The organism is Pseudoalteromonas sp. Xi13 (genome assembly GCF_003952205.1).
In the GTDB taxonomy this organism is placed as follows: Bacteria; Pseudomonadota; Gammaproteobacteria; order Enterobacterales; family Alteromonadaceae; genus Pseudoalteromonas; species Pseudoalteromonas atlantica.
Map to the genome: position 1 here is coordinate 1936752 of NZ_CP034439.1, position 25570 is coordinate 1962321.

Sequence of the window (25570 nt, forward strand, 5' to 3'; positions counted from 1 at the left end):
CTTATCCTTTCTTTTGTATAGTAAGCGCGTCTGCAACGAGCGCTTGTTGTTCTTTAGTATGTACTGACATGTAACCACACGCTGGAGATGCCGACGCCTTACGCCCTGCGTAAGTCAATTTAGCACCCTGTGGGATTGCATCAATAAAGTGATGTTGCGAACAGTACCAAGCACCTTGGTTTTGTGGCTCTTCTTGACACCAAACAAAATCAGTAACGTGTTGGTAACGTTCCATAATCGTGTCCATTTCTGCATGCGGGAACGGGTATAACTGCTCCACACGTACAATAGCAATGTTGTCTTGCTCAAGCTTACGACGCTCTTGTAATAGTTCGTAGTAAACTTTACCACTACAAAATACTACGCGTTCTACTTTCTCAGGGTTAATATCATCGATTTCGTCGATCATATTATGGAATACACCTTGTGAAAGTTCTTCAAGTGAAGATACCGCAAGTGGATGACGAAGTAGTGATTTTGGTGTCATTACAATCAATGGACGACGAAGTGGTCTAACTGATTGACGACGAAGCATAGCGTAAACTTGTGCAGGTGTTGAAGGAACACATACTTGCATGTTGTGATCAGCACAAAGCTGTAAAAAACGCTCTAAACGTGCAGAACTATGCTCTGGACCTTGACCTTCATAACCATGCGGAAGCAAACATGTTAAGCCACATAAACGGCCCCACTTTTGCTCACCAGAGCTTAAGAACTGGTCAAATACGACTTGTGCACCATTTGCGAAGTCACCAAACTGGGCTTCCCAAAGGACTAACGATGTAGGTTCAGCTGTTGCATAACCATATTCAAAAGCAAGTACCGCTTCTTCTGATAAAACAGAATCAAATACTTCAAAAGTACCTTGGTCTTCACTTAAATTTTGAAGAGGGAGGTAAGTTGAACCATCCGACTGGCTATGTACTACAGCATGGCGGTGGAAGAAAGTACCACGCCCTGAGTCTTGACCGGTTAAACGTATATCTGTGCCTTCAGAGGCAATTGTTGCATAAGCAAGTGTTTCTGCCATACCCCAATCTAGTGGTTTTTCGCCACTTGCCATAAGCTTACGGTCATCGTAAATCTTTTTAACACGAGACTGTGCTTTATATTGCTCAGGGAACTGGGCAACTTGTTCGCCAAGTGCTTTTAGCTTATCTACCGGTACGCTTGCGTCGTACTCAACATTCCACTCATGGCCAACATATTTTGCCCAATCAGATGAGTGCGAAGTTTCTGGCTGAATTTCTTCAACAACACAGTTACCTTCATCTAAGCCGTTACGGTATTCATCAGCTAATGCTTTAATTTCACTCTCAGTGAATGAGCCTTCAGACATAAGTTGATCAGCGTAAATTAAACGCGGAACCGCATGCTTTTTAATTTTTTGGTACATAAGAGGCTGTGTTGCATTAGGCTCATCAGCTTCGTTATGACCATGGCGGCGATAACATACTAAATCGATTACTACGTCACGTTTAAACTGGTTTCTAAAATCAAGTGCAAGTTGTGTAACAAATGCAACGGCTTCAGGGTCATCAGAGTTAACGTGGAAGATTGGTGACTGAACCATTTTAGCAATGTCAGTACAGTAATCTGTAGAACGTACGTCGTCTTGTTTTGAAGTTGTAAAACCAACTTGGTTATTTACAACAATACGGATACTACCACCACATGAGAAGGCATTTGTTTGCGACAAGTTAAATGTTTCTTGTACAACACCTTGGCCTGTAATCGCAGAATCACCGTGGATAGTAATAGGTAATGCTTTGCTACCTGAACTGTCACCTAAACGGTCTAAACGCGCTCTTACTGAGCCCATAACCACAGGGTTAACAATTTCTAGGTGAGAAGGGTTAAACGCAAGTGCCATATGAACATTGCCACCTTTGGTCGCAAAGTCAGATGAATAACCCATATGGTATTTAACGTCACCAGAGCTTAACGTGTCTTTGTGTTTACCAGCAAACTCATCGAATAACTCAGACGGGTTTTTACCTAACACATTAACTAGTACGTTTAAGCGACCACGGTGGGCCATACCAATAACTGCTTCTTTTTGCCCGCTTTCGCCAGCACGGTGAATAAGTTCTTTAAGCATAGGAACTAACGCATCACCACCTTCAAGTGAGAAACGCTTAGCACCTGGGAACTTTGCACCTAAATATTTTTCAAGACCATCTGCTGCGGTTAATCCTTTAAGGATACGCAGTTTTTCTTCTTTAGAAAAAGTAGGTCGTGATTGAACAGATTCTAAACGCTGTTGTAACCAACGCTTTTCTTCTGTTGATGTGATGTGCATATACTCAGCACCAATAGAACCACAATAGGTGGTTTTAAGTGCCTGATATAGTTCACCTAAAGGCATAGTATCGCGGCCTACGGCAAACGATCCTACGTTAAATTCGCGGTCAAAATCAGCTTTAGATAAGTCGTGGTATTCTAGCTCTAAATCTCGAACACGCTCTCGTTGCCAAATGCCTAATGGATCTAGGTTAGCATTTTGGTGTCCTCGAAAGCGGAAAGCATTAATAAGTTGTAGTACTTTAACCTGTTTAAGGTCACCGCCACTACCCTCTGCTACCACTACCTCTCTATGCTTGTTTTTAGCAAGCGCCGCAAACTGTGAACGAACTTCTGAATGCTTTACTTCAACATCCACACCATCTACTTTTGGTAATTGTTCGAACACTTCTCGCCATTCTTCTGGCACAGAAGTCGCATCATCTAAATACGCTTCATAAAGCTCTTCTACATAAGCAACGTTGCCGCCGTTTAAATGTGAAGATTCTAGCCATGCCTTCATCACACCTTCGTGCATTTATAAGCCCTTTTCTTTAGCGCAGAAATTAATAGTTGTCATAACAAGATGGCTAATAAAAATATTAGCCATCTTACGTTACTAGGTGATTAAACCGCGCGGTTTAATAACATAGATTTAATTTGTCCAATTGCTTTGGTCGGATTAAGACCCTTAGGACAAACGCTAACACAGTTCATGATACTGTGGCAACGGAACACACTGAACGCATCGTCTAAGTCTGCTAAACGTTCTTCAGTTGCCGTATCGCGGCTATCTGCCAAGAAACGGTAAGCATGAAGAAGGCCTGCTGGACCAATGAACTTGTCTGGATTCCACCAGAACGAAGGACACGATGTAGAACAACATGCACATAAAATACACTCGTAAAGTCCATCTAATTTATCACGTTCTTCAATAGATTGAAGACGCTCACCAGCCGCTGGCTGATCGTTAATTAGGTATGGTTTAACTTTTTCGTACTGAGTGTAGAACTGACTCATGTCAATAACAAGGTCACGTACCACAGGTAAGCCAGGTAAAGGACGAATTACAATAGTACCTTTGCCGCCTTTTTGCAGCGTAGATAATGGTGTAATACATGCTAAACCATTTTTACCATTCATGTTAACGCCATCAGAGCCACACACGCCTTCACGACATGAGCGACGGAATGATAATGTTGGATCTTGCTCTTTTAATAATAAAAGTGCATCCAATACCATCATGTCCTGACCTTCCTCTGTTTGCAAAGTATATTCTTGCATACGAGGTGCGTTATCAACATCCGGATTGTAACGATAAACTGAAAATTGTACTTGTGCCATCGTCTCGCTCCTAGTAGGTACGTGCTTTAGGTGGGAACGCTTCACGCGTCTTAGGCGCGTAGTTTACGTCACGCTTACTCATTTCATCCGTTACCGGATTGAATACTGAGTGACATAACCAGTTTTCGTCATCACGATCTGGGTAGTCAAAGCGAGAGTGTGCACCACGGCTTTCAGTACGGAAGTTTGCAGCTACTGCAGTTGAGTAAGCTGTTTCCATTAAGTTGTCTAGTTCAAGACATTCGATACGCTGCGTGTTGAAGTCTGATGATTTATCATCAAGACGTGCATGCTGCAGACGTTCACGAATTTCTTTAAGCTCTTTTAGACCTGTCGCCATAGACTCACCTTCACGGAATACCGAGAAGTTAAGCTGCATACATTGTTGTAGGTCTTTTTTGATTTGAACTGGGTCTTCACCTTGGCCAGCCGTTGAATTTTCCCAACGGTTAAAGCGTGCAAGAGACGCGTCAATATCAGATGCTGTCGGTGCTTTAGTAATTTCAACTTCATTTAGGTATTTACCTAGGAAGTTACCCGCAGCACGGCCAAATACAACTAAATCAAGTAATGAGTTACCACCTAGGCGGTTTGCACCATGTACAGATACACAGGCAATTTCACCTACGGCAAATAAGCCTTCTACTACTTTTTCGTTACCGTTAGCATCGATTTGTAGCGCTTGACCATTTACGTTAGTTGGAACACCACCCATCATGTAGTGACAAGTTGGTATTACTGGAATTGGCTCTTTAGCAGGGTCAACGTGTGCGAAAGTTTTAGCAAGGTCACATACGCCTGGTAGACGTAAGTTAAGCGTTTCTTCACCTAAGTGGTCAAGTTTCAGCTTAAGGTGTGGACCCCAAGGACCATCACAGCCACGGCCTTCACGGATTTCAGTCATCATTGAACGTGCTACAACGTCACGAGACGCTAAGTCTTTAGCGTTTGGTGCATAACGTTCCATGAAGCGTTCGCCATCTTTATTTAAAAGATAACCACCTTCACCACGACAACCTTCCGTTACAAGTGTACCAGCGCCTGCAATACCCGTTGGGTGGAATTGCCACATTTCCATATCTTGCATAGCAACGCCTGCACGGGCTGCCATACCAACACCATCACCCGTATTAATGTGAGCATTGGTTGTTGATGCGAAAATACGACCAGCACCGCCGGTTGCAAGTACAACAGCTTTTGATTTGAAGAAAGTGATTTCACCTGTTTCAATCTCAATTGCTGTACAGCCTACTACATCGCCATTGTCGTTTTTAACTAAATCTAGTGCATACCACTCAGAGAATACATTAGTTTGGTTTTTAACGTTTTGTTGGTATAGAAGGTGTAATAAAGCATGACCAGTACGGTCAGCTGCTGCTGCGGTACGTGCAGCTTGTTCACCACCAAAGTTTTTCGATTGACCACCGAAAGGACGTTGGTAAACACGGCCATTTTCAAAACGAGAAAATGGTAAACCCATGTTTTCTAATTCAGTAATAGCTTCTGGGCCTGTTTGACACATGTATTCGATAGCGTCTTGGTCACCGATAAAATCGGAACCTTTAACGGTATCGTACATATGCCATTCCCAGTTGTCTTCGTGTGAATTACCTAGCGCTACTGTAATACCACCCTGTGCAGATACAGTGTGTGAGCGTGTTGGGAATACTTTAGATATTAATGCACACGTTTTGCCAGATTCGGTAATGGCAAGAGCGGCACGCATACCAGCACCACCTGCACCAATTACTACGGCGTCGAATTCACGAACAGAATATTTCACTTAAACACCCCATAAAACGATTAGACCAATAGCTACGTAAGCAACGGCCATCAGGTTTAATACAAAGCCTAAAACAGCGCGTAGTTTAGCGTTTTTAACGTAATCCGTTAAAACTTGCCAAAGGCCAATGCGGGTATGAACCATCATGCATACAAGAGTAATAAGTGTAAAACCCTTCATTGCTAGATTAGAGAATAGGCCTGTCCAGGCTTCGAAAGTGACTTCTGGCGTTGCTAAAAAATAGCCGATAATAAAAATCGCGTATGCGGTGATTACTAGTGCCGTGGTACGTAAAGATACGAAATCTTGTACACCATCACGTTTAAGAGTTGCTTGATTTAAGACCATATCCACACCCCTGCCAGTACGGCAAATACAACGCCAAGTGCCATTGCAATTTTAGCGCTAAGGTTACCTGATTCAAGTTCTTCCCAGTGGCCCATATCCATAATGATGTGACGGATACCACCAATAAGGTGATAACCCAATACAGAAAGTGTGCCCCAAGCTATGAATTTGGCAATGAATCCGCTAAACAGACCCTTGACGAATTCAAAACCTTCAGCTGAAGAAAGAGACTCAGACCAAGCCCAAATGACAAACGTTAAAGCAAAAAATAATGCAACACCGGTGACGCGGTGAAAGATTGATGCTTTAGCCGTTGCCGGCATAGATATAGTTGTTAGATCTAGATTTACAGGTCTTTGCTTTTTCACAGTTACTTGCCCATCTTGCTCACATTGGAGCTCATCTACTTGTTTTTCTAAAACCCACCAAAATTTCTGGTGGAACTATCAAAGTAAACGTGTCAATACAGCAAAAGTTCACAAATCTGCAAAAATTACGCTGTAAAAATATGTTTACCTAAATACAAAGCGGTTTAAAACCTCCGATAGTATATATACCCAAAGGTTGTTTTACAATTCTTGTTTAGTTAGAGACGTTTGCGAATTAGCCGATAGTATAATATTTAATTAATACCGAATATTTATTATACATATATGCATAATGTTTATAAAAATTGACTTTAACCCCCTCTTTCACGTTAAAATGCGAAGATGTGCTTAAAACAAGATTTCAGAACTTTAAAAATCTAAAAATCAGAATAGATATCTTAATAGGAGATACATAGATGGCAGATAAAAAAGCCACAGTCCATATTGATGGACTAGATCCAATCGAACTTCCAATTTATCAAGGCACTGCTGGCCAAGATGTGATCGACGTACGTACGTTAGGTTCACACGGTCACTTTACTTATGACCCAGGTTTCATGTCGACTGGCTCTTGTGAATCTGCAATCACCTACATTGATGGTGGTAAAGGTGTATTACTTCACCGTGGTTACCCAATTGAGCAATTAGCTGAAGACTCTAACTACATCGAGCTTTGTTACTTACTATTAAACGGTGAGTTACCAACTAAAGAGCAATACGATGTATTTGCAAAAGAAATCACGCATAACACCATGCTTGATGAGAAAATTGCTAACTTTTTCCAAGGTTTCCGCTTCGATGCTCACCCAATGGCAATGCTATGTGGTGTAGTAGGCGCATTATCTTCTTTTTACCACGAAGATCTTGATATTACTGATGCAAGCCAACGTAAAACAAGCGCGATTAAACTTGTCGCTAAATTACCGACTATTGCAGCTATGGCGTACAAAACAAACATTGGTCAACCGTTTGTTTACCCACGTAACGATTTAAGCTACGCAGAAAACTTCTTACACATGATGTTCTCTGTACCGGCTGAAGAATACAAAGTTAACCCTGTGACAGCTAAAGCAATGGATAAAATCTTCATGCTTCATGCTGATCATGAGCAAAACGCTTCAACGTCAACAGTTCGTTTAGCGGGTTCTTCAGGCGCTAACCCATATGCATGTATTGCAGCGGGTATCGCATCTCTTTGGGGCCCTGCTCACGGCGGTGCTAACGAAGCATGTTTAAACATGTTAGAAGAGATTGGTTCTGTTGATCGTATTGATGAGTACGTAGCAAAAGCAAAAGATAAGTCTGATCCGTTCCGTCTTATGGGCTTTGGTCACCGTGTTTACAAAAACTTCGACCCACGCGCTACAGTAATGCGTCAAACGTGTCACGAAGTATTAGAAGAGCTTAACATTCAAGATCCGCTTCTTGATATTGCAATGAAGCTTGAACAAATTGCCCTTGAAGACCCATACTTTGTAGAGAAGAAACTTTACCCTAACGTTGATTTCTACTCAGGCATTATCTTAAAAGCGATTGGTATTCCAACAAGCATGTTCACTGTAATTTTTGCAATGGCACGTACTGTTGGTTGGATCACTCACTGGGATGAGATGCTATCTCAACCTGGTCATAAGATCAGCCGCCCTCGTCAAATGTATACTGGTTACACTCAACGTGACTTCGTATCAACTGACAAGCGCTAAGCGTAGTTAGTTAAAAAAGGCCGCTTTTGCGGCCTTTTTTGTGCGCTTTGCTTGTCAATTTTATGAAACCGATTACAATTCCTGCCTAAATTTATAGATGTTGAATAGCCATGCCTTCTCAAGAGTTTGATATAACAAAAATTCGCAACGACTTCCCTACGTTAAACCAAACCCTTAATGGCAACCCTTTAGTATATTTAGACTCTGGCGCAACCTCGCAAAAGCCACAGAGCGTTATTGATGCAACCACTCGCTTTTATAATTTAGGCAACGCAAACGTTCACAGAGGCCGCCACACCTTAAGCGAGCGCGCCACAGAGCAATATGAAGCAGCAAGATTAAAAACAGCTGATTACTTTAACGTAAATGCTAAAGAAATCGTCTGGACTAAAGGCGCAACAGAGGCGCTAAATTTACTTGCTCATGGCCTCCAAAGGCAAATTACTGGTGAAGATACGGTATTAATTACACCCCTTGAGCACCACGCTAATATTGTTCCTTGGCAGGTATTAACGCAAAATACAGGGGCTACGCTATTTGCACTTCCCCTTGAGCAAAACGCGACGTTTAATATAGCGCGCTGTGTAGACATGATCACACATACTAAAGCAAAGGTGCTGTGTATCAGCCAAGCGTCTAACGCATTAGGTAATATTACCAATTTAGCCCCATTAATAGCTGCAGCGAAAGCAGTCGGCACGTTAGTTGTTGTTGATGGCGCACAAGGAGCCATGCATTTACGCCCTAATTTAAAGCAGCTTGGATGCGATTTTTATGTATTCTCAGCGCATAAAATGCTTGGCCCTACGGGTGTAGGGGGCTTATATGGTCGCTATGAATTACTTAATGCGCTTACCCCGTATCAAACGGGTGGTGAGATGATAGATACTGTAACGCTTGAAAAAAGCACCTACAGAGACGCTCCTGCTAAATTTGAGACTGGCACCCCAAATATAGCCGGCGTCATTGGCTTTAGTGCAGCAATTGATTATTTATCAGCCCTAAACATTCAAAAGTTACAGCGCCATGAGCAGGCTATTTTTAACTATGCAGCCACACAGTTGAGTAAAATTGACGGAATTACTATTTATAGCGACCTGAACAATAATATTGGCACCCTTAGTTTTAATTATAAAAGTGAACACCCCTACGATTTGGCAACTTTGCTTGACGGATTTGGTATTGCAGTGCGCAGTGGACACCATTGTACGCAACCATTAATGCACCATTTAGGGGTAAAAGGCACTGTTCGAGCAAGCTTTGCATTTTATAATACCCATCAAGATGTTGATAATTTCATCAATGCCTTGAAAGAATCGATTGAATTATTAGACTAATTTAGGATAACTCATGACAAATACGTTTAAAAACGTAGTAAAACCTATACAGCAGGCGCAATCTTGGCAGCAAAAATATCGCGAAATAATGCTTCTGGGCAAAACACTCCCCGCTTTAGCCGATGTACTTAAAACCGATGACGTGCTTGTGCCAGGGTGTGAGAGCAAAGTGTGGATGTTTATGGAGTTTGACGATAGCGAGAATCGTTTAGTGGTTATTGGCGACTCAGACACGCGCATTGTAAAAGGCTTATTAGCGATAATTTTAGCGCTTTATAATGGCTTAACACCTGAAGAAGTCGTGAATATTAATGCGTATGACGAATTTGAAAAGTTAGGCTTGATTAAACACCTTAGTGCATCTCGAGGGAACGGAATAAAAGCCATGGTCGAGGCAATTCAAAGCATGGCAACTAACAAGCTCAATTAAACTATTGAGCTTGTTGTAAACGCTGTTTTTTATCTAAATATTTACGTACCGCTTTAGCCGCTACAAAAAAGCCAAAACTTCCGGTGATCATAGTTACCGAGCCAAACCCGTTATTACAATCCATATTCATTGTACCATCAGCATTTTGTTTAGCATGGCATACACTACCATCACTGCCTGGGTAGACAAGTTGCTCAGTTGAGTACACACAATCAATATTAAATTTGCGTTTTGGGTTGTTACTAAAATTATATTGTTTGCGTAAAATATAACGCACTTTAGCAAGTAGCGGATCTTGCGTGGTTTTAGCCACATCACCAAATGTTATTTGGCTAGGATCTGTTTGCCCACCCGCGCCGCCAGTAGTAATAATAGGCATTTTATTGCGCTTACAATGAGCAATAAGCGCTGCTTTTTCTTTAACTGCATCAATACAGTCAATAACGTAATCAAAACCTTGAATATGCTCACGAATATTTTCAAGAGTAATAAAGTCATCTATCACAGTTACTTTACACGCTGGGTTTATCAGTTCGCAGCGGCTTTTCATTGCATCTACTTTGGCTTGGCCAATACTGCCGCTAAGTGCATGAATTTGCCTATTTACGTTCGTCGCGCAAATATCATCTAAATCAATTAAAGTGATTTTACCCACGCCTGTACGTGCTAAAGCTTCGGCGGCCCAACTTCCTACACCGCCTATCCCTACTACACAAAAATGGGCTTGTTGTAGCCAGTCAAATTTTTGGTTACCGTATAGGCGTTTGATTCCGCCAAAACGAATATCTGTTACTTTTTCGCTCATTTACCAATCCAGTTGCCACGGCGATTGCCATGCTTGAAATTCTTGATGATTAATTAATTGCTGGTACTCATCACCCGTAGTAGGTAGCAAAGAGCAATTAATTTGCTCCCCATGCCATAAAAAACTTAACGCATAGGCATGAAGATACGCCCGCACAGCTGCGCTGCCACTATAAAGTGTATCGCCTAAAATTGGCGCCCCTAAACTTTTTAATGCCACTCTAAGTTGGTGGGTTTTACCCGAATACGGCTTTAAAATATACGCTCTAAACCCCGGCTTATAACTAAAAGAATAAAAGCGGGTAATGGCCGGGTTTTGCAGGGTCGGTAAAAGCTTAAACATGCCCCTGCGAGACTTAGCCATATCACCTTTTATCCACCCTTGCTTTTTTTTAGGTTTAGCATTACTGATTGCTAAATAAAACTTGTTTATTGCATGCTCAGTGAAAAGAGACGTAAATTTAGCAGCGGCTTCTTTATTGCGACCAAGAATAATAAGGCCAGATGTCACTTTATCAAGGCGGTGAACAGCAAATAATTTTTCGCCGGTTTGCTGCTCAGCTAATACCACAAACCCTTTTTCACCTTCTGAGTGAAAATTAAGCCCCGCTGGTTTTTCAAATATATAAAAATCAGCGTGGCTAAATACTATGGGTAATTCACTTTTAACCATTATTAGGCTTGCTTAGCTTTTAGGTAGGCAATCACTTTTTCTAAATCCTCGGGCGTATCAACCCCAGCATGTGGCGTTACTTTGGCCTGCTCAATTTTGATAGCGTAACCATGGTACAACACCCTAAGTTGCTCTAGCGACTCAAGTACTTCAAGCGGCGATACACTTAACTCAATATACTGCTTAATGAAGCCCGCACGATAAGCATATATACCCACATGGCGCTGAAAAGGCGTTATATCTAACACACTGTCGCTATTTAACATTGCGCTTCTGTCAAACGGAATACTGGCACGTGAAAAGTACAACGCATTTTTATTAATATCACTAACAACCTTCACGGCATTAGGATTAAACACTTCGTCTTGCTCTTCAATGGCTACACTTAATGTTGCCATTGGCGCGCTTGAATTATTTAGTAAAGTGGCAACTTGCGATACGTTTTCGCTGGCAAGTAATGGCTCATCGCCTTGTACATTTACCACTAGGGTTTCTGCGTCTAGCTTAAGTAAGTCAACAACTTCTGCTAAACGTTCAGTGCCCGATTGATGATCTTCTCGCGTCATCAGCACATCGTTTGTGAACAATTTAACAGCATCAAAAACTTTTTGATGATCGGTTGCAATAACCACTTTACTTGCACCTGACAAACACGCTTTTTCATACACGTGTTGAATCATAGGTTTACCGCATATGTCAGCTAATGGTTTGCCAGGCAAACGGGTAGACGCGTAACGTGCAGGTATAACAACTACGAATTCCACTTATCAACCTCATCTTGAGATAGCTCGCGCGCTTCATTTTCTAAAAGTACCGGTATATCGTCGCGTACTGGGTATGCAAGTTTAGCTGCAGTACTAATAAGTTCTGCATTTTCTTTATCAAAACGAAGCTTTCCTTTACACACAGGACAAGCAATTATTTCAAGTAATTTTGTATCAAAGGCCATTGAGGATCCCTTTTTGTTTTAATAATAAATCTAATTTATGTATTACAGCGTCTGTAGGTTTTGCATTTACGGGTAGGTAGTACCAAGTACCTTTTGCAAAGTCTCTACATTTTACTGCATCTTTTTCTGTCATTAATACGTTATCATCATTAAATTGAGTAAAATCAGCCATGCTATAAGCATAGTGATCTCGATAATGATGAGTGGAAAGCAGCTGAATATTTTGACCCTTTAATGAATCTTCAAAACGTTGTGGGTTACCAATGGCACTTATTGCATGGCCTTTTTCAATTGTTTTATTAACAGGGGTATTGTTAGCAACGTGTTTAAGTGCACCAGTTTGCAAAACGTAGCTAAGGGATGCATCTCCCCCGTTTTCAATCACTAAATCAACGCTATTTAATCTGTTTGTGGTTTCACGTAATGGCCCTGCAGGCATAACAAAGCCATTACCAAATCGCCTTTGGCTATCAACAATGCAGCACTCTATATCGCGTGCCATTTTATAATGCTGCATACCATCATCTGAGATTATGACATCCACACAAAATTGCTGCTCTAATAATGTAATGTTGGCTTTTCTATCGGGTCCAACAACAAGCGGACATTTTAAGCGATTAAATAAAAGTATTGGCTCATCACCGGCTTGTGCACTTGTTACGCCGCGCTCTACCACCAGCGGGTAGCTGTTGGCTTTACCGCCGTAACCTCGGCTGATAATGCCCACTTTTAGACCTTGCTCTGACAAGTATTCGTAAAGCCATAACACAAATGGCGTTTTGCCATTTCCGCCTACACTTATATTGCCCACCACAATTACTTTAGATTTAGCTTTAAAAGGCGTGGCAAAGCCAACCTTAAAAAACCATTTCCTAATGCTTGAAATTAACCAAAAAAGCGCAGCTAATGGCAGTAAAAGTAGCGTTATAAAACTAAATGGTTTATACCAGCTTTGCTCTATTTTACTCACCCGTGCTCACCAAACTGCATTTTACATAGAGCTGAATAAGTACCATCTTTAGCTAATAAACTTTGATGATCGCCACTTTCAATCACCCGACCACCATCAATAACGTATATTTTGTCGCTGTTCTCAATGGTTGAAAGACGATGGGCAATGACTATAGACGTTTTGTCTTGCATTAGGGTATCAAGAGCTTGCTGAATTAGCTTTTCTGACTCTGTGTCTAAGGCTGAAGTTGCTTCATCTAAAATTAAAATAGGTGCATCTTTTAATATAGCGCGAGCAATTGCTATACGTTGACGTTGGCCACCAGAGAGCATCACCCCGTTTTCACCGACCATGGTATTGAGTTGCTCAGGTAGGTCTTTAACAAATTCCCACACGTGAGCTTGTTTAACCACCTCTTCTAGTTGCTGCTGTGTTATTTCGCGGCTTATGCCATAACAAATATTATTAGCAATTGTGTCGTTAAATAACACAACTTGCTGAGATACTAAGGCAAACTGGCGGCGTAAATCGGCCAGTTTATATTTCTCAAGCGCAACGCCATCCAATAAAATTTCACTTGGTGCTTCTAAATCATAATAACGCGGTAATAAATTAGAAATAGTCGATTTACCCGAGCCAGAGCGCCCTACAAGCGCGATGCTTTCACCGGCTTTTATACTTATTGATAGGTTATTTAAAACAGCCTCATCTTTAGTTGGGTATTTAAAGGTAACGTTTTTAACCTCGATTTCGCCCTTCACCTTATCTACGGTGTAGGTACCTTTGTCTTTTTCAATTTCTTCATCTAAAACTAAAAAAACACTTTGCGCTGCAGAAATACCGCGCTGCATATCACTGTTCACGTTTGCTAATTGTTTAAGCGGGCGTAAAAGCATCATCATAGAAGAAATGAGTACCATAAAATCGCCAGAGCTGATCGTATCTATCATTGAAGGCATAGATACAACCCACAAAATAACAGCCATTGCACTTGCTGCAAGCACTTGAATTACCGACACGCTTAACGCTTTAGTGGCATCCATTTTAATACGTTGCTGACGATTATGATTATTGATTTTTGAAAACTGGTCGATTTCTTGTTTTTGCCCACCAAAACCATGAATAACTTTGTGTCCACTTAGCATTTGTTCAGAGCTACGGGTGACCTGCCCCATTGCAGACTGTATATTTTTTGAAATGTGGCGAAATCGTTTAGACACAAACGTTACAATAATTGCCACTAATGGAATGATCACTAAAAAAATCAGCGAAAGCTGCCAGCTGGTATAAAACATAAGGGCAAGTAGAAAAACGACAAAAGCGCCTTCTCTTACAACAATTAACAGTGCTTTGGTGATTGCTTGCTGAACTTGTTCTGTATCAAAAGTAATTTTCGAAATTAAATCACCTGTTGAGTTTTTATCATGAAACGAAACAGGCAAATGTAATATGTGTTCAAATAACTGCTGGCGTAACGAACGTACTACTTGCGAGCCTACATAGCTTAGGCAATACGAAGACATAAAATTAAACAAGCCACGCCCTATTACCAGCGCAATTACCACAAATGGGGCATAAGCTAGCACTTCGCTATTACGTTGGTTTAGGCCTTCATCAATAAAGGGTTTCATTAATTGAATAAATAAAGCATCCATACCCGAATAGCCGATCATTCCAATAATAGCGACGAAGGCAACGCTTTTATAATCACCAACGTAAGAAATCAACCGTTTATAAATTTGTGTAGTACTTTGACTCATATTACTCTCGTTATACAATTACAGCCCTTATTGTATCCTTCAAACCGTTAAAACTAAACGTCAATCTTCTATAAACCAATAACTTTCGTGTTTGCGCGCCGTTGTCACTTTAAAGCTATCTTGATATATACTTACCGTAATTTGCCCATCACGTGCCGTAACATATTGTTTAGCATTTACTGCTTTGTAGCGCGAAACCACTTTTTCACTGGGAAATTGCCATTGGCCTTGAAAAGCTGTTGAGTGAATAACCGTATGCGGATTTACATGGTTGATAAATTCCGTGCTTGAAGACGTATCGCTGCCATGATGAGGGCTTAAAATCACATCGGCTTGTAATGAGTGAGTTTTAATAAGGCTCAGCTCACGTGCTTTAGAAATATCACCCGTTAATAACATAGTAAGTTGGGGTGATTTGATTAAAAGCACGCACGAATTATCATTTTCGTTATTAAATGTGCTATCGGCAAAGCTGCTAATGCGCAATCCATTAAAGTTATAATCTAAAGAGGTACACTGTGTGGTTGTGCCGTGTGGGTGAAAACGCTTAAAGCTTTCACTAAATCCTGCATTAATAAAATGTGCTGCGCCCCCTGCATGGTCGTTGTCTTGATGGCTTATTATTGCATCACTGACGGTTAAGTTATGTGTTTTCAAATAAGGAATTAACACACTGTATGTACGGCTAAAACGGTTAAAGTAACTCGGGCCAAAATCGTAAACCAGCGCTTGATTGTCTTTTTCGAGTAACGTCATTAATCCGTGCCCAACATCAAACACATGAAATTGCCAAATAGGTTTTGGTAAATACAGATAATCTATTAATGTAACGCATAGAGGAATGAGTGCTAAACGTTTAAAGGGGCTAAACCAGGCGATTAATATGCATAGATAAGCTGCAACTAAGTACAATGTACGCGGTTTAGCTATATCTAACCATCTGTAATGCCAAGGGATTGCATCCATATACTTAAACAATGTTATAAGTACACTATCGAATAATAAAATGACGGGCGTTATATCTACCACAGCACTTATTATCGTAAATAGCAGCAAAAGAGGCATGATCGCCACGCTTAATAATGGAATTGCCAATAAATTAATAACCAGCCCAGCAATACTTACCCCACTAAAATAAATAAGGGTAATTGGCAAAAGCCCAATAAATAAAGCAAGCTGAATAATACACAGCGTTATAAACACGCCAAGCCAATTATATTTAGTTTTAGGAAGGTGCTTTATAACAAGGAAAATAATTGCAACCGCAATAAAAGAAAAATATAAACCTGGGTTTAAAACATTAAAAGGATTGATGAGTAATACAGCGACTAAAGCATATAGAATGCTTCGCCAGCGCAGTGGCTGTTTGGCAATAAAGTAAAGACCTAATACGCAACTTAACATAATAAATGCGCGAGTCGCTGAGAGTAAAAATTCACTTAAATACACATATATAAATGCCGCTAACCAGCCGATAAAACTATAAATAATAGTTAAATTAATAGACTGTAATACATTAATTTTCAAAATGTATGCTGTGTACTTACTCAGTAAATAAAAACAGCTGAATATAAGCCCTATGTGCAACCCTGAAATGGCTAATAAATGGCTGAGCCCTAAACTTTGCATTGTTTGTTTATTTTCAAACGACATCAGTGATTTATCACCACTAAGCAATGCATAATAAAGCCAGTTTAGCGTTGTGTTTTGATAGGTGTGTTTTAAAAACGACCTGTATTTATAAATTATTGAAGGTGAAACCGCGTTAGTAATGCGCAATTGCTTATTAAGTACTTTGCCTTTAAATAATATGCGTTGTTTAAAGGCATGCACATTATTATCAAACACACCTCTATTTTTAATTGTTCTGAATTTTTTCAGCGCTATTGTTGCCTCAAACGTATCGCCCTGCTTAATAAGCTGTGCAGAATCGACACTTAACATGGCTTTAGGTGCTTTAAATTTGTGTATTTCATCCCCATTTAACTTTAATAACGTTGCTTTTATATACTGTGGTTGCTTTGCAGAGATAACGTCATCAACAAGAATTGTGGCAGGGTAAGCATAGTTATTTTCATCATTTGGCAATGTATAGCTATAAAACAGGTAAAAGTGCACAACAATGCAGCAAATAGCTAAAATAAACCCTAACAAAACATTCAAAAACGGCTTAAAATAGGCGCTCGCAATAAGGACAGATATTGTGATGACTGTAAATTCATGGGTTTGATAATAAAATACGGTTGAAATACAACCTATTACAAATCCAAGACTAATCCACACTGAAGTAAATGGTTGCTTGAAATGCCTAAGAAAACGATCCAACGATTTTTACCTGATCCTAATAAAATTAGGCATCATAAAACACTTAGAATATTCGGCCGCCTATTACAAGACGCCAACCTATGGCATTTAAACAGACGCTCTGCAAGGGGCGCATTTGCGGTTGGTTTATTTTTTGCGTTCATCCCTGTTCCTTTTCAAATGGTTTTAGCCGCTGCGGCAGCTATTGTATTTAGAGTTAACTTACCTATTTCTGTGGCATTAGTGTGGCTTACCAACCCACTGACTATGCCGCCAATATTTTACGGCTCATACCTTGTAGGTACGCTTGTTTTAAATCAACCAGAGCAGCATTTTGCATTTGAAGCCAGTTGGGCATGGTTCTTAAAAAGCCTTTCTACCATCGGTCCTGCATTTTTAATTGGCTCACTGGTGTGCGCTTCTGTTGCCGCTATTATTGCTTATTTAGGTATTGATATAATTTGGCGACGCTCTGTACGCAAAGCCTGGTTAGCGCGAAATACTAATACGTAATAAAGCCAACTATTAAAGTGTTCAAATAGAATGACTTAATTTAAGCAAATTGAGATAACTAATTAACGCCAAGCACTTTATTATAGACGAAAAAAAACCAACTATTATAAGTTGGTTTTTTTTATGAAAAGCATAAAGCTTAAAATCTAAATACTCTGCGTAAACCCACTAGCGGCAATAATAACAGTGTGTACCAAGGGAAGCTTGCTGAACTTCTTTCATAAAGCTCTTCTTCTATAGGTGTACAGTCTTCTACTTCACCATCAATAGGTGTTAGTTTTACTGCAACAGCAACACTTTCGTACTCAATATTACCTTCAATATCGGTTTCTACATTACCAAAGGTATCGCGCTTTTCAACGGTTTTGGTAGCTACACCAAAAATTTCATTGTCTTCATTAATGACTTTCGCTTCAGCCATTGTGTAGGCGTAGTCTGTTTCACCATCTGTTTCATAACAAGGTAGTAAATCGTTTAAATTGGTAATTTTATCGTCACCAATTTTATATATAAACGCTTCTTTACGACGGCTGTTTTCAGATGTACCTACCTCGCCTTCACCAACAACATAACCTTGGTTATTAATATCATTACCATAAGCGCTTGAGCTATTAAAGTAACCGGTAGGGAAAACGGTATTGCCAGTACTTATATCATGATAGAAAAACTGATCACGGATCGTGGTTTCAATACGCTTTGATGCATAACCAACAATTACGTCGTTGTCATTGACAGCAAGCGCTTTACCAGAAAGCCAATCATCTTCTTGGTCTATAAAATTAAACACGTCACCATTTTTAAAATAAACAGGCATTGTTAAAATAGTGTCGTCATTTTTATAGTAACGAGCATTTGAAGAGCCCACCACTGTGCCATTATTATTTAGCGCAAGAGCGGTACTTGTAAAAGCAAAGTCATCATCTTCTTCTGGCGTTAAGGCAAGGCCAAGTATTTCAGTAGAAGTGATATTAAATGCTTCATCAAGCTCCCATTTTACCGCGCGCTCATCAAATACGCCGGTGGTTACACTTGAATTTAATAATTCCACACAGGTATTGGTTGGCTCGTCTTCGTTATCACAGTTATCTTCAATATTATCAAGTCTGTCTTCAGGAATACCTGTAGAAACATAACCAACGACAGTGTATCCGTCATTTGTTTTAACAATATCGTTAGCTCGGCTAGTGCCGCCATAATCGTCAAAGTCTGGAACTAACTCAACCTTTCGCGTTCCATCTTCAGAAATAACTATTCCGCGCTCAATAAAATCATGGGTAAACCATGTTTCTTCTTCATCTTCATCATCTGGCGTAAATAAAACTTTATCATATGGAGCTGCACTCCAACCAACGCTCACGCCATCTTCACTTACCGCATTATAAAAGTTACTAACCGAACGCGTTAAACCATCGTAATCTACCGACTCTTCATCAAACAGTATTTGCTCAGTAACAATGCCATCTTCAAACTTAATACCAACTACCGAGCTTAACTTTTGGTACTCGTAATCCGTTGGTCTGCCAGCTAAAAAGCTAACCATAAATGAATGCGCATCGGCGTTATTAAAAACCGCATCGTTATTTTCTATATCATCAAGTGTAAAAGTAATTTCTTTATCACTTAGCTCAAAGTTGTACTCTTCACTATCGTACGCATTTTCAATAACGCTTTCAGTAAAGTCGATATAGCTAATATCGATTGGTAAATTATACAATCCGTTGGCAGTACCAATAATGTGCCCGCTTTCGCTTACGTCAGTCACGTAAGAATGTTTAGCGCCGTCAAGAGTACCTAGTTCTGTTAATTCATAGGTTGCACTTAATGCAGATGTACTCAATGTCGCTAAAATACTGGCAGCGAGTAATTTATATTTCATTTTAATCCTTACTACTGATTCTGTAATTCTTCAAGTTCTTCCCAGCGCACAAACGCGGCTTCAAGGTCAGACTCAAGTTTTGCTAAATGGTTCAATGCATTAGTGGTTACGTCGCTATCTTGTTTGAAAAAGTCAGGATCGCTCACTACAGCTTGCTGCGCTTCTACAGCGGCTTCAAGTTGTTCCATTTTATTGGGTAGTTGCTCTAATTCAAGTTTTAATTTGTAAGAAAGCTTAGTGCTTTTGTTTTCAGGCTTTGTCGCGGCTACAGGCGCAGGTTTAACGTCTTTTTTTGGTGCTTGTTGCTGTTTTTCCTGCTCGGCTAAATAGCTTAAATAAGCTTGGTAATCGGTGTAACCCCCTACCATATCAGTTATTTTTCCATCACCTTCAAACGCCCATACACTACTACACGTATTATCAATAAATTCACGGTCATGGCTTACTATAAGCACAGTACCCTGATACTGATTAATAATTTCTTCGAGTAACTCTAATGTTTCAATATCCAAGTCATTGGTTGGCTCATCGAGTACTAAAATATTTGAGGGTTTTAAAAATAGTTTTGCAAGTAAAAGCCTATTTTTCTCACCACCAGAGAGTGCTTTTACAGGTGTACGCGCACGTGCCGGTGGGAACAAAAAGTCTTGCAAGTAACCAAGTACATGACGAGAACGCCCGCCCATCATTACCTCTTGTTTACCCTCTGCAACGTTATCTTGAACAGTGGCCTCTTCATCAAGCTTTTGCCTATATTGGTCAAAGTAAGCAAATTCTAAATTAACGCCTTGTTTAACATGGCCGCTATCGGCTTCTAAATCACCAAACAGCAGTTTAAGTAAGGTAGTTTTACCAATACCATTTGGGCCTACTAAGCCAATGCGGTCACCGCGCATAACAAGGGTAGAAAAATCATTAGCAATCACTTTATCTTTAAATGCATGATTAAGGTGTTTTGCCTCAAACACTAACTTGCCCGATCTGTCAGCCGTTTCAATATTAAAATCGGTTTTACCTACTTGCTCTACACGGGCTTTGCGCTCAACACGTAACTGTTTAAGTTCACGTACACGGCCTTCGTTACGAGTACGACGGGCTTTAACCCCTTGGCGTATCCAGGCCTCTTCCTCTGCTAAACGCTTATCAAAAAGTGCATTTTGTGATTCTTCTACTTTTAAGTCATGCGCTTTTTGTTCAAGGTAGGTCGCGTAATCACCAGGGTAAGAGATAAGTTTACCGCGGTCTAAATCTAAAATACGTGTTGCAACAGCACGGATAAACGCACGGTCATGCGATATAAATACAATACCGCCTTTAAATTCTTTTAAAAACTGCTCTAGCCATTTAACACTGTCTACGTCTAAATGGTTTGTTGGTTCATCAAGTAACAATAAGTCAGGCTCACTCACAAGAGCACGTGCTAAAGCAACTTTACGCAACCAACCACCTGAGAGCGACTCTAATTTAGCATCTGGGCTAAGCTCTAAACGCGTGAGTACTAATTGAATACGCGAATCAAAACGCCAACCGTCACACGCTTCTAAATCGTTAGATAAACGCTCAAGCTTATTTAGCAGTTTGTCGGTACAATCGGTTTGTAACTGCGTGCTCACATGATGATAATCAATCAGCAAATTAGCAATATCAGGCATACCCTGAGCTACATAATCGAATACTGAGCCATTTGCTCCTTTAGGAGGATCTTGCTCTAAGCGAGATATTTTGATCCCGCCAAGCTGGTTAATTTCACCATCATCTAAAATAACTTGGCCATCTAGTACTTTTAAAAGTGTAGATTTACCCGCCCCATTTCGCCCTACAATACAGACGCGCTCACCGCTTTCTATCACTGCATCAGCATCATCAAGTAATGGGTGCGTACCATAAGCTAACTGCGCTTTTTGTATTCTAATTAAATCCATAAATACTGCTCTTTTATTCTTGCGCTAAAAATTTATGCACTGTTTGTGCATCAAACGGCCAATACAAATGGTGGCCGCTTTTGCTCTCAAATACCGGAATACTTAACTGAAAACGCGCTATTAGCTGCTCATCAGTGAGTATATCAATTAATTTAAGCTCACTATTTTTATCCAAAACCGATAATAAAACCTGCTCGGCTTGCTCACATAAATGACAGCCATCGGTGTGGTATAAAACATAATTAGCCATGGGTAATTAACCAACTGTTGTGTATTTTTTTATTACGTTTGAAATCAGGTGATAACGTTTTTTCTGAAATATTTTCAGCTTTTAACCCTAAGCCCATCAAACCTACTTCATCCATTACAAAACCACGTTTGTTATTAGAAAAAATTAATGTACCCGACGGACTCAAGATTTTTTTAACCCAAGTAAGTAATTTTATATGATCGGTTTGCACATCAAACGCGTCTTTCATTCGTTTAGAATTAGAAAACGTAGGCGGGTCTAAAAAGATTAAATCGTATTGGCCTTGTGCGTATTCTAGCCATTTTAAACAATCAGCTTGCTCAAAACGGTAGCGGGTATTGCTAATATCATTTAACGCAAAGTTATCTTGGCCCCACTTAAGGTAGGTTTTTGATAAATCAACGGTGGTAATTACTTTTGCACCCCCTAATGCCGCGTGCACAGAGGCTGTACCTGTGTAGGCAAATAAGTTTAAAAAGCGTTTATCTTTTGCATTTTGCTGAATATAACGACGCGCTAAACGATGGTCTAAAAACAGCCCTGTATCGAGGTAATCAAACAAGTTTACTTTAAACTTAGCGCCAAATTCTTCCACCACCATAGTGCGGTTTTGTTTAGCCATTGGGGTGTACTGCTCTTCCCCTTTTTGTTTTTTACGCACTTTAACAGCAATGTTTTCAGGCGCTATACTTAGCTGCTGTGCAGTTAAGCTAATCACATCTTGAAGACGCTTTTCTGATGTTTTTTCGTCAATTTCTTTAGGTGCTGCGTATTCAAAAATAACAGCAGAGTCGCCGTAAATATCAACCGCTACGTTGTATTCAGGAATATCAGCATCGTATACGCGATAAGCTTTTACTTCGTTTTGTTTAAGCCAATTTTTTAGGCCTTGTTTGTTCTTTTTCAAACGATTAGCAAAAGACATTGAGCCTTCAAAATTAAGAGCCGGTTTGTCATCGCTTGTCAGGCTTACCTGTTTATCATCTAACTGATATAAATTTAGTTCTACATCTAATGGGCCGTTTTTAAATTTATAACGCTTTTGTTTAACCAGTTTTAACAGCTTAAATAGGCTTTCATCCATGCCTAGTAACGCAAGCTTCCAATGATTAAAGTGCTTTTTAAACCCCACGCCCATGCTGCGGTGTAAGTTTACCAGCTCAGCCATAGAGCCAATACGCTCGCCGTACGGTAAGTTAGAAATAACCACCCCGGGTAATTTAGCAACAGAGGTAAGCTTAGTTGCATCACTTTGCTTAAACTTAATAACATTACCCAGCTCTGCTCGCTCGGCATTGGCAATGGCTTTATCAAGAACTTGCGCATCGTAATCGTGGCCAATTAACCACAATTTAGGATCGGTAATTTGCTCAATTAATTCTTCACGCAGTTGTTTAAATTTGGCCGCTCTAAAACTAGGTAAACGCTCAAAAGCAAACCCTTCTCTAAATAAACCAGGTGCTTCGTTACGCGCCATGCCCGCCGCTTCTATTAAAATAGTGCCGGCACCACAACATGGGTCAAATAAAGGCTGATTTACATTTTCAAGCCAACCACTGCGTTTAATAATCGCGGCCGCTAAGTGCTCTTTAATTGGGGCTTTACCTTGGCCTTGGCGATAACCGCGCTCAGACAAACGAGGACCCGAGTAATCAATGTACAAAGCCACACCGTGACGGTTTAAACGCGCCACAACACGCACATTGGCATCTTGCTTATCTACATTTGGGCGCTGTTCGTATAAATCGTTAAAGTAGTCAACAATTGCATCTTTAATTACCAAGCCTGAAAACTGGGTATTTTTTAAAGAGTCGTTGGTACCATTAAAATCAACAGCAAATGTTTGGGTAGGGCCAAACCATTCTTGCCATGGCTGAAAACGAGCAAATTTATACAGGCTATCTTTATCATTAACGCCTTCTTTTTCTTCAATAAGCATCAGCACACGTGTTGCATAACGAGTTGATAGACAAACCTTTTGCGCCAATGTTGAATCTGCCTCAAAGCGAACAGAACCCACAGTTTGTTTAGACACGACGGCGCCTAATTCTGTTAGTTCATCAACAAGTAAATTTTCGATTCCGATAGAAGTAAGTGCGATAAATTGCAAAGTAATAACCCTTAATAGCTAATTGCGCAGGATTATAACATAGGTTGGCTGACAAACACTTGATAAACGCAGCTCGATTTGTAAATTTGCTAAGCTGATTTAGTGTGATATTGCTCAAGTAATAGCGGGTGTACACGATTGTTTAAAACGCGGATAACTTCAAACTGTTCAAGAGACAAATTATCATCAAGTTTGAATGTTTCGTTAAGGTTTAGGCAAATTGAAGCATCAGGGCAATGTTCAACAATTAAAAACTCACCGGTTTGTGCTTTTGAGGTAAGTTTAACGATGGCTTCTGTACTTGGCTGGGTGCCTGTGTACTCTTCAAAAAACCAACTTTTAGCCAGTACCGGTTTTAAATGAAATTTTACAGCGGTGGCATTGAGCGCAATTTGGCAAATTTGTGCAGGCTTATACAGCTCAAAACCATCTAAGTAGTTATATACCTGTTCATAAAAAGCAGCATCTTCTAAGCTAAAACGCGGGTTTTCAAATACACAGTCGGTGAGTTGTCTTAATTTATACGGTGTACATAATTGCATATCGTCATTTAAATCAAGTAGTAAGCGGTTTTTATTTGCACATGCAATCCACTGCCATTGTTTTGTTGCTTGTAACATTTGCCTCCTCCTTGTTTAAAAATTTATTTTTAATTAAGACATTAATACTAGATTATAACGGCTTTTGACCATTTTTAAAACATTTTTTTAGAACATTTATTGAACGATCAAAAGCTTACATAACTGATCCTTATAAGGAATCAACGATCGATTTTACCAATTGTGGCCCTTTGTAGATGAACCCAGTATAAACCTGCACTAAATTTGCGCCTGCATTTAGCTTTTCTTGAGCAGATTGTGCATCATCAATACCGCCTACACCAATAATTGGTAATTTACCTTGTGTTAAACGTTTAAGTTCGCTAACAACGTGTGTAGAGCGCGCTCTTACTGGGCTGCCAGATAAACCACCCGCCTCATCGGCGTATTGCTGACCCATTACTGCACTACGTTCAAGCGTAGTATTTGTTGCGATTACGCCATCAATTTGATTCGTTAATAGTGACTCGCTAACCTGCTCAATTTGGATTTGATCAAGATCTGGCGCTATTTTAACCAGCATAGGTACTTGCTTATTATGCTTGGCAATTAAATCGAGCTGTTCATTCTTTAAACTTTGCAGTAAATCATCTAACGCGGCGCCATATTGTAAATCGCGCAGCCCTGGGGTATTTGGAGATGAAATATTGACCGTAATATACGAAGCATGCTCGAACACTTTACGCATACAATGAATGTAGTCGTCTTTCCCTTGCTCATTTGGGGTATCTTTATTTTTACCAATATTAATACCTAAAATACCGGTGTACTTGGCATTTTTTACGTTATTAACTAAATTATCGACCCCTTTATTATTAAAGCCCATTCGGTTAATAATGGCATTTGACTGCGGTAATCTAAAAATGCGCGGCTTATCATTACCTGCTTGCGGGCGCGGGGTAACTGTGCCAACTTCGACAAAACCAAAGCCCATTTGGCTAAAGGCATCAATACACTCTGCGTTTTTATCTAAACCTGCAGCCAAACCCACAGGGTTTTTAAACTCAAGGCCTAAAAAATTAACGGGTTTGCTTTGTAGTTGTTGTGACCAAGCTGCATTTAAAGGGGTGTGTGCAAAACGGCGTAAATTATTAAGCGCAAACTCATGTGCCCATTCAGCATCTCGGGTAAACATAAAACGGCGGGCTAAATCGTAAAACATGAATTGTTCCTCTTTAAATTACAGACAAAAAAATACCTCAGACTAGGCTGAGGTATTGTATAACAATTTTAACAATTAACTGATTATTTACTGAATAAAT

At 40.1% G+C, this 25570-nt stretch carries 22 protein-coding genes; 4 read left to right on the forward strand and 18 right to left on the reverse strand.

The annotated features are described in order from the left end of the window. Nucleotide 1: 1 nt before the first annotated feature. From EJ103_RS08735 to sdhC, 5 genes are all read right to left on the reverse strand, one after another. Nucleotides 2-2821: a 2-oxoglutarate dehydrogenase E1 component gene (locus EJ103_RS08735; protein WP_004586681.1), complete on the reverse strand. Its 2820-nt coding sequence runs from the start codon at nt 2819-2821 to the stop codon at nt 2-4. Between the two features lie 89 nt (nt 2822-2910). Next, complete coding sequence (locus tag EJ103_RS08740) at nt 2911-3627, reverse strand: succinate dehydrogenase iron-sulfur subunit (RefSeq protein WP_004586682.1); 717 nt, start codon at nt 3625-3627, stop codon at nt 2911-2913. 10 nt (nt 3628-3637) lie between these two features. Beyond that, the gene (gene sdhA, locus EJ103_RS08745; protein ID WP_004586683.1) at nt 3638-5410 is read right to left on the reverse strand and encodes a succinate dehydrogenase flavoprotein subunit; all 1773 of its coding nucleotides are present in this window, start codon (nt 5408-5410) and stop codon (nt 3638-3640) included. Next, on the reverse strand, nt 5411-5758 hold the full coding sequence (sdhD, locus tag EJ103_RS08750) for a succinate dehydrogenase, hydrophobic membrane anchor protein (RefSeq protein WP_004586684.1): 348 nt from the start codon (nt 5756-5758) through the stop codon (nt 5411-5413). Continuing rightward, on the reverse strand, nt 5749-6126 hold the full coding sequence (sdhC, locus tag EJ103_RS08755; protein ID WP_084554498.1) for a succinate dehydrogenase, cytochrome b556 subunit: 378 nt from the start codon (nt 6124-6126) through the stop codon (nt 5749-5751). Before sdhC ends, sdhD begins: the two co-directional genes overlap by 10 nt. A 416-nt stretch (nt 6127-6542) precedes the next feature. On the opposite strand from sdhC, the gene EJ103_RS08760 reads away from it, so the two are divergent. The 3 genes from EJ103_RS08760 to EJ103_RS08770 all read left to right on the forward strand — a co-directional run bounded on the left by EJ103_RS08760 (nt 6543) and on the right by EJ103_RS08770 (nt 9596). Continuing rightward, complete coding sequence (locus tag EJ103_RS08760; RefSeq protein WP_126007169.1) at nt 6543-7829, forward strand: citrate synthase; 1287 nt, start codon at nt 6543-6545, stop codon at nt 7827-7829. 110 nt (nt 7830-7939) lie between these two features. After that, the gene (locus EJ103_RS08765; protein WP_126007171.1) at nt 7940-9166 is read left to right on the forward strand and encodes a SufS family cysteine desulfurase; all 1227 of its coding nucleotides are present in this window, start codon (nt 7940-7942) and stop codon (nt 9164-9166) included. Nucleotides 9167-9179: 13 nt separating this feature from the next. Further along, nucleotides 9180-9596: a SufE family protein gene (locus tag EJ103_RS08770; protein WP_126007173.1), complete on the forward strand. Its 417-nt coding sequence runs from the start codon at nt 9180-9182 to the stop codon at nt 9594-9596. 1 nt (nt 9597) lies between these two features. On the opposite strand, the gene tcdA is transcribed toward EJ103_RS08770, so the two are convergent. The 7 genes from tcdA to EJ103_RS08805 are packed head-to-tail and all read right to left on the reverse strand — an operon-like array spanning nt 9598 to nt 17059. Continuing rightward, entirely contained in the window at nt 9598-10401 is an 804-nt protein-coding gene (tcdA, locus tag EJ103_RS08775) for a tRNA cyclic N6-threonylcarbamoyladenosine(37) synthase TcdA (RefSeq protein WP_126007175.1), read from the reverse strand. Then, a complete protein-coding gene (locus tag EJ103_RS08780) occupies nt 10402-11073 on the reverse strand; it encodes a TIGR01621 family pseudouridine synthase (protein WP_126007177.1) in 672 nt (223 codons plus the stop codon). A 2-nt stretch (nt 11074-11075) separates the two neighbouring features. Beyond that, nucleotides 11076-11837: a 3-deoxy-manno-octulosonate cytidylyltransferase gene (gene kdsB / locus EJ103_RS08785; protein WP_126007179.1), complete on the reverse strand. Its 762-nt coding sequence runs from the start codon at nt 11835-11837 to the stop codon at nt 11076-11078. Continuing rightward, a complete protein-coding gene (locus EJ103_RS08790) occupies nt 11825-12022 on the reverse strand; it encodes a Trm112 family protein (RefSeq protein WP_004586692.1) in 198 nt (65 codons plus the stop codon). The genes kdsB and EJ103_RS08790 overlap by 13 nt, the downstream gene beginning before the upstream one ends. Then, a complete protein-coding gene (lpxK, locus tag EJ103_RS08795) occupies nt 12012-12992 on the reverse strand; it encodes a tetraacyldisaccharide 4'-kinase (protein WP_126007181.1) in 981 nt (326 codons plus the stop codon). Before lpxK ends, EJ103_RS08790 begins: the two co-directional genes overlap by 11 nt. Further along, complete coding sequence (msbA, locus tag EJ103_RS08800; protein ID WP_126007183.1) at nt 12989-14734, reverse strand: lipid A export permease/ATP-binding protein MsbA; 1746 nt, start codon at nt 14732-14734, stop codon at nt 12989-12991. The genes lpxK and msbA overlap by 4 nt, the downstream gene beginning before the upstream one ends. Nucleotides 14735-14794: 60 nt before the next feature. Continuing rightward, nucleotides 14795-17059, reverse strand: a complete 2265-nt coding sequence (locus EJ103_RS08805; protein ID WP_126007185.1) for a DNA internalization-related competence protein ComEC/Rec2 — start codon at nt 17057-17059, stop codon at nt 14795-14797. Between EJ103_RS08805 and EJ103_RS08810 the strand changes: the two genes are divergently transcribed. Then, nucleotides 17039-17551 (forward strand): DUF2062 domain-containing protein, encoded by a 513-nt coding sequence (locus EJ103_RS08810; protein ID WP_126007187.1) that lies wholly within the window; start codon nt 17039-17041, stop codon nt 17549-17551. The genes EJ103_RS08805 and EJ103_RS08810 overlap by 21 nt on opposite strands. Nucleotides 17552-17690: 139 nt before the next feature. Here the strand turns inward: EJ103_RS08810 and EJ103_RS08815 are convergent, their stop codons facing one another. The 6 genes from EJ103_RS08815 to pyrD all read right to left on the reverse strand — a co-directional run bounded on the left by EJ103_RS08815 (nt 17691) and on the right by pyrD (nt 25470). Beyond that, the gene (locus EJ103_RS08815) at nt 17691-19427 is read right to left on the reverse strand and encodes a DUF3466 family protein (protein WP_126007189.1); all 1737 of its coding nucleotides are present in this window, start codon (nt 19425-19427) and stop codon (nt 17691-17693) included. 11 nt (nt 19428-19438) lie between these two features. Then, nucleotides 19439-21349 (reverse strand): ABC transporter ATP-binding protein, encoded by a 1911-nt coding sequence (locus tag EJ103_RS08820; protein ID WP_126007191.1) that lies wholly within the window; start codon nt 21347-21349, stop codon nt 19439-19441. 13 nt (nt 21350-21362) lie between these two features. After that, nucleotides 21363-21599 (reverse strand): glutaredoxin family protein, encoded by a 237-nt coding sequence (locus EJ103_RS08825; protein ID WP_126007193.1) that lies wholly within the window; start codon nt 21597-21599, stop codon nt 21363-21365. Then, entirely contained in the window at nt 21592-23709 is a 2118-nt protein-coding gene (gene rlmKL, locus EJ103_RS08830; protein ID WP_126007195.1) for a bifunctional 23S rRNA (guanine(2069)-N(7))-methyltransferase RlmK/23S rRNA (guanine(2445)-N(2))-methyltransferase RlmL, read from the reverse strand. Before rlmKL ends, EJ103_RS08825 begins: the two co-directional genes overlap by 8 nt. Before the next feature lie 89 nt (nt 23710-23798). After that, entirely contained in the window at nt 23799-24329 is a 531-nt protein-coding gene (locus EJ103_RS08835; protein WP_024033533.1) for a cell division protein ZapC, read from the reverse strand. Between the two features lie 130 nt (nt 24330-24459). Next, nucleotides 24460-25470, reverse strand: coding sequence for a quinone-dependent dihydroorotate dehydrogenase (gene pyrD, locus EJ103_RS08840; protein WP_126007197.1), 1011 nt, complete (start codon nt 25468-25470; stop codon nt 24460-24462). Nucleotides 25471-25570 lie beyond the last annotated feature (100 nt).

Coding starts and splice junctions, on each gene's coding strand:
- EJ103_RS08735 (WP_004586681.1), bottom strand. CDS start 2,821: ATGCACGAAGGTGTGATGAAGGCATGGCTAGAATCTTCACATTTAAAC.
- EJ103_RS08740 (WP_004586682.1), bottom strand. CDS start 3,627: ATGGCACAAGTACAATTTTCAGTTTATCGTTACAATCCGGATGTTGAT.
- sdhD (WP_004586684.1), bottom strand. CDS start 5,758: ATGGTCTTAAATCAAGCAACTCTTAAACGTGATGGTGTACAAGATTTC.
- EJ103_RS08760 (WP_126007169.1), top strand. CDS start 6,543: ATGGCAGATAAAAAAGCCACAGTCCATATTGATGGACTAGATCCAATC.
- EJ103_RS08765 (WP_126007171.1), top strand. CDS start 7,940: ATGCCTTCTCAAGAGTTTGATATAACAAAAATTCGCAACGACTTCCCT.
- EJ103_RS08770 (WP_126007173.1), top strand. CDS start 9,180: ATGACAAATACGTTTAAAAACGTAGTAAAACCTATACAGCAGGCGCAA.
- tcdA (WP_126007175.1), bottom strand. CDS start 10,401: ATGAGCGAAAAAGTAACAGATATTCGTTTTGGCGGAATCAAACGCCTA.
- EJ103_RS08780 (WP_126007177.1), bottom strand. CDS start 11,073: ATGGTTAAAAGTGAATTACCCATAGTATTTAGCCACGCTGATTTTTAT.
- EJ103_RS08790 (WP_004586692.1), bottom strand. CDS start 12,022: ATGGCCTTTGATACAAAATTACTTGAAATAATTGCTTGTCCTGTGTGT.
- msbA (WP_126007183.1), bottom strand. CDS start 14,734: ATGAGTCAAAGTACTACACAAATTTATAAACGGTTGATTTCTTACGTT.
- EJ103_RS08810 (WP_126007187.1), top strand. CDS start 17,039: ATGCCTAAGAAAACGATCCAACGATTTTTACCTGATCCTAATAAAATT.
- EJ103_RS08815 (WP_126007189.1), bottom strand. CDS start 19,427: ATGAAATATAAATTACTCGCTGCCAGTATTTTAGCGACATTGAGTACA.
- EJ103_RS08820 (WP_126007191.1), bottom strand. CDS start 21,349: ATGGATTTAATTAGAATACAAAAAGCGCAGTTAGCTTATGGTACGCAC.
- EJ103_RS08825 (WP_126007193.1), bottom strand. CDS start 21,599: ATGGCTAATTATGTTTTATACCACACCGATGGCTGTCATTTATGTGAG.
- EJ103_RS08835 (WP_024033533.1), bottom strand. CDS start 24,329: ATGTTACAAGCAACAAAACAATGGCAGTGGATTGCATGTGCAAATAAA.
- pyrD (WP_126007197.1), bottom strand. CDS start 25,470: ATGTTTTACGATTTAGCCCGCCGTTTTATGTTTACCCGAGATGCTGAA.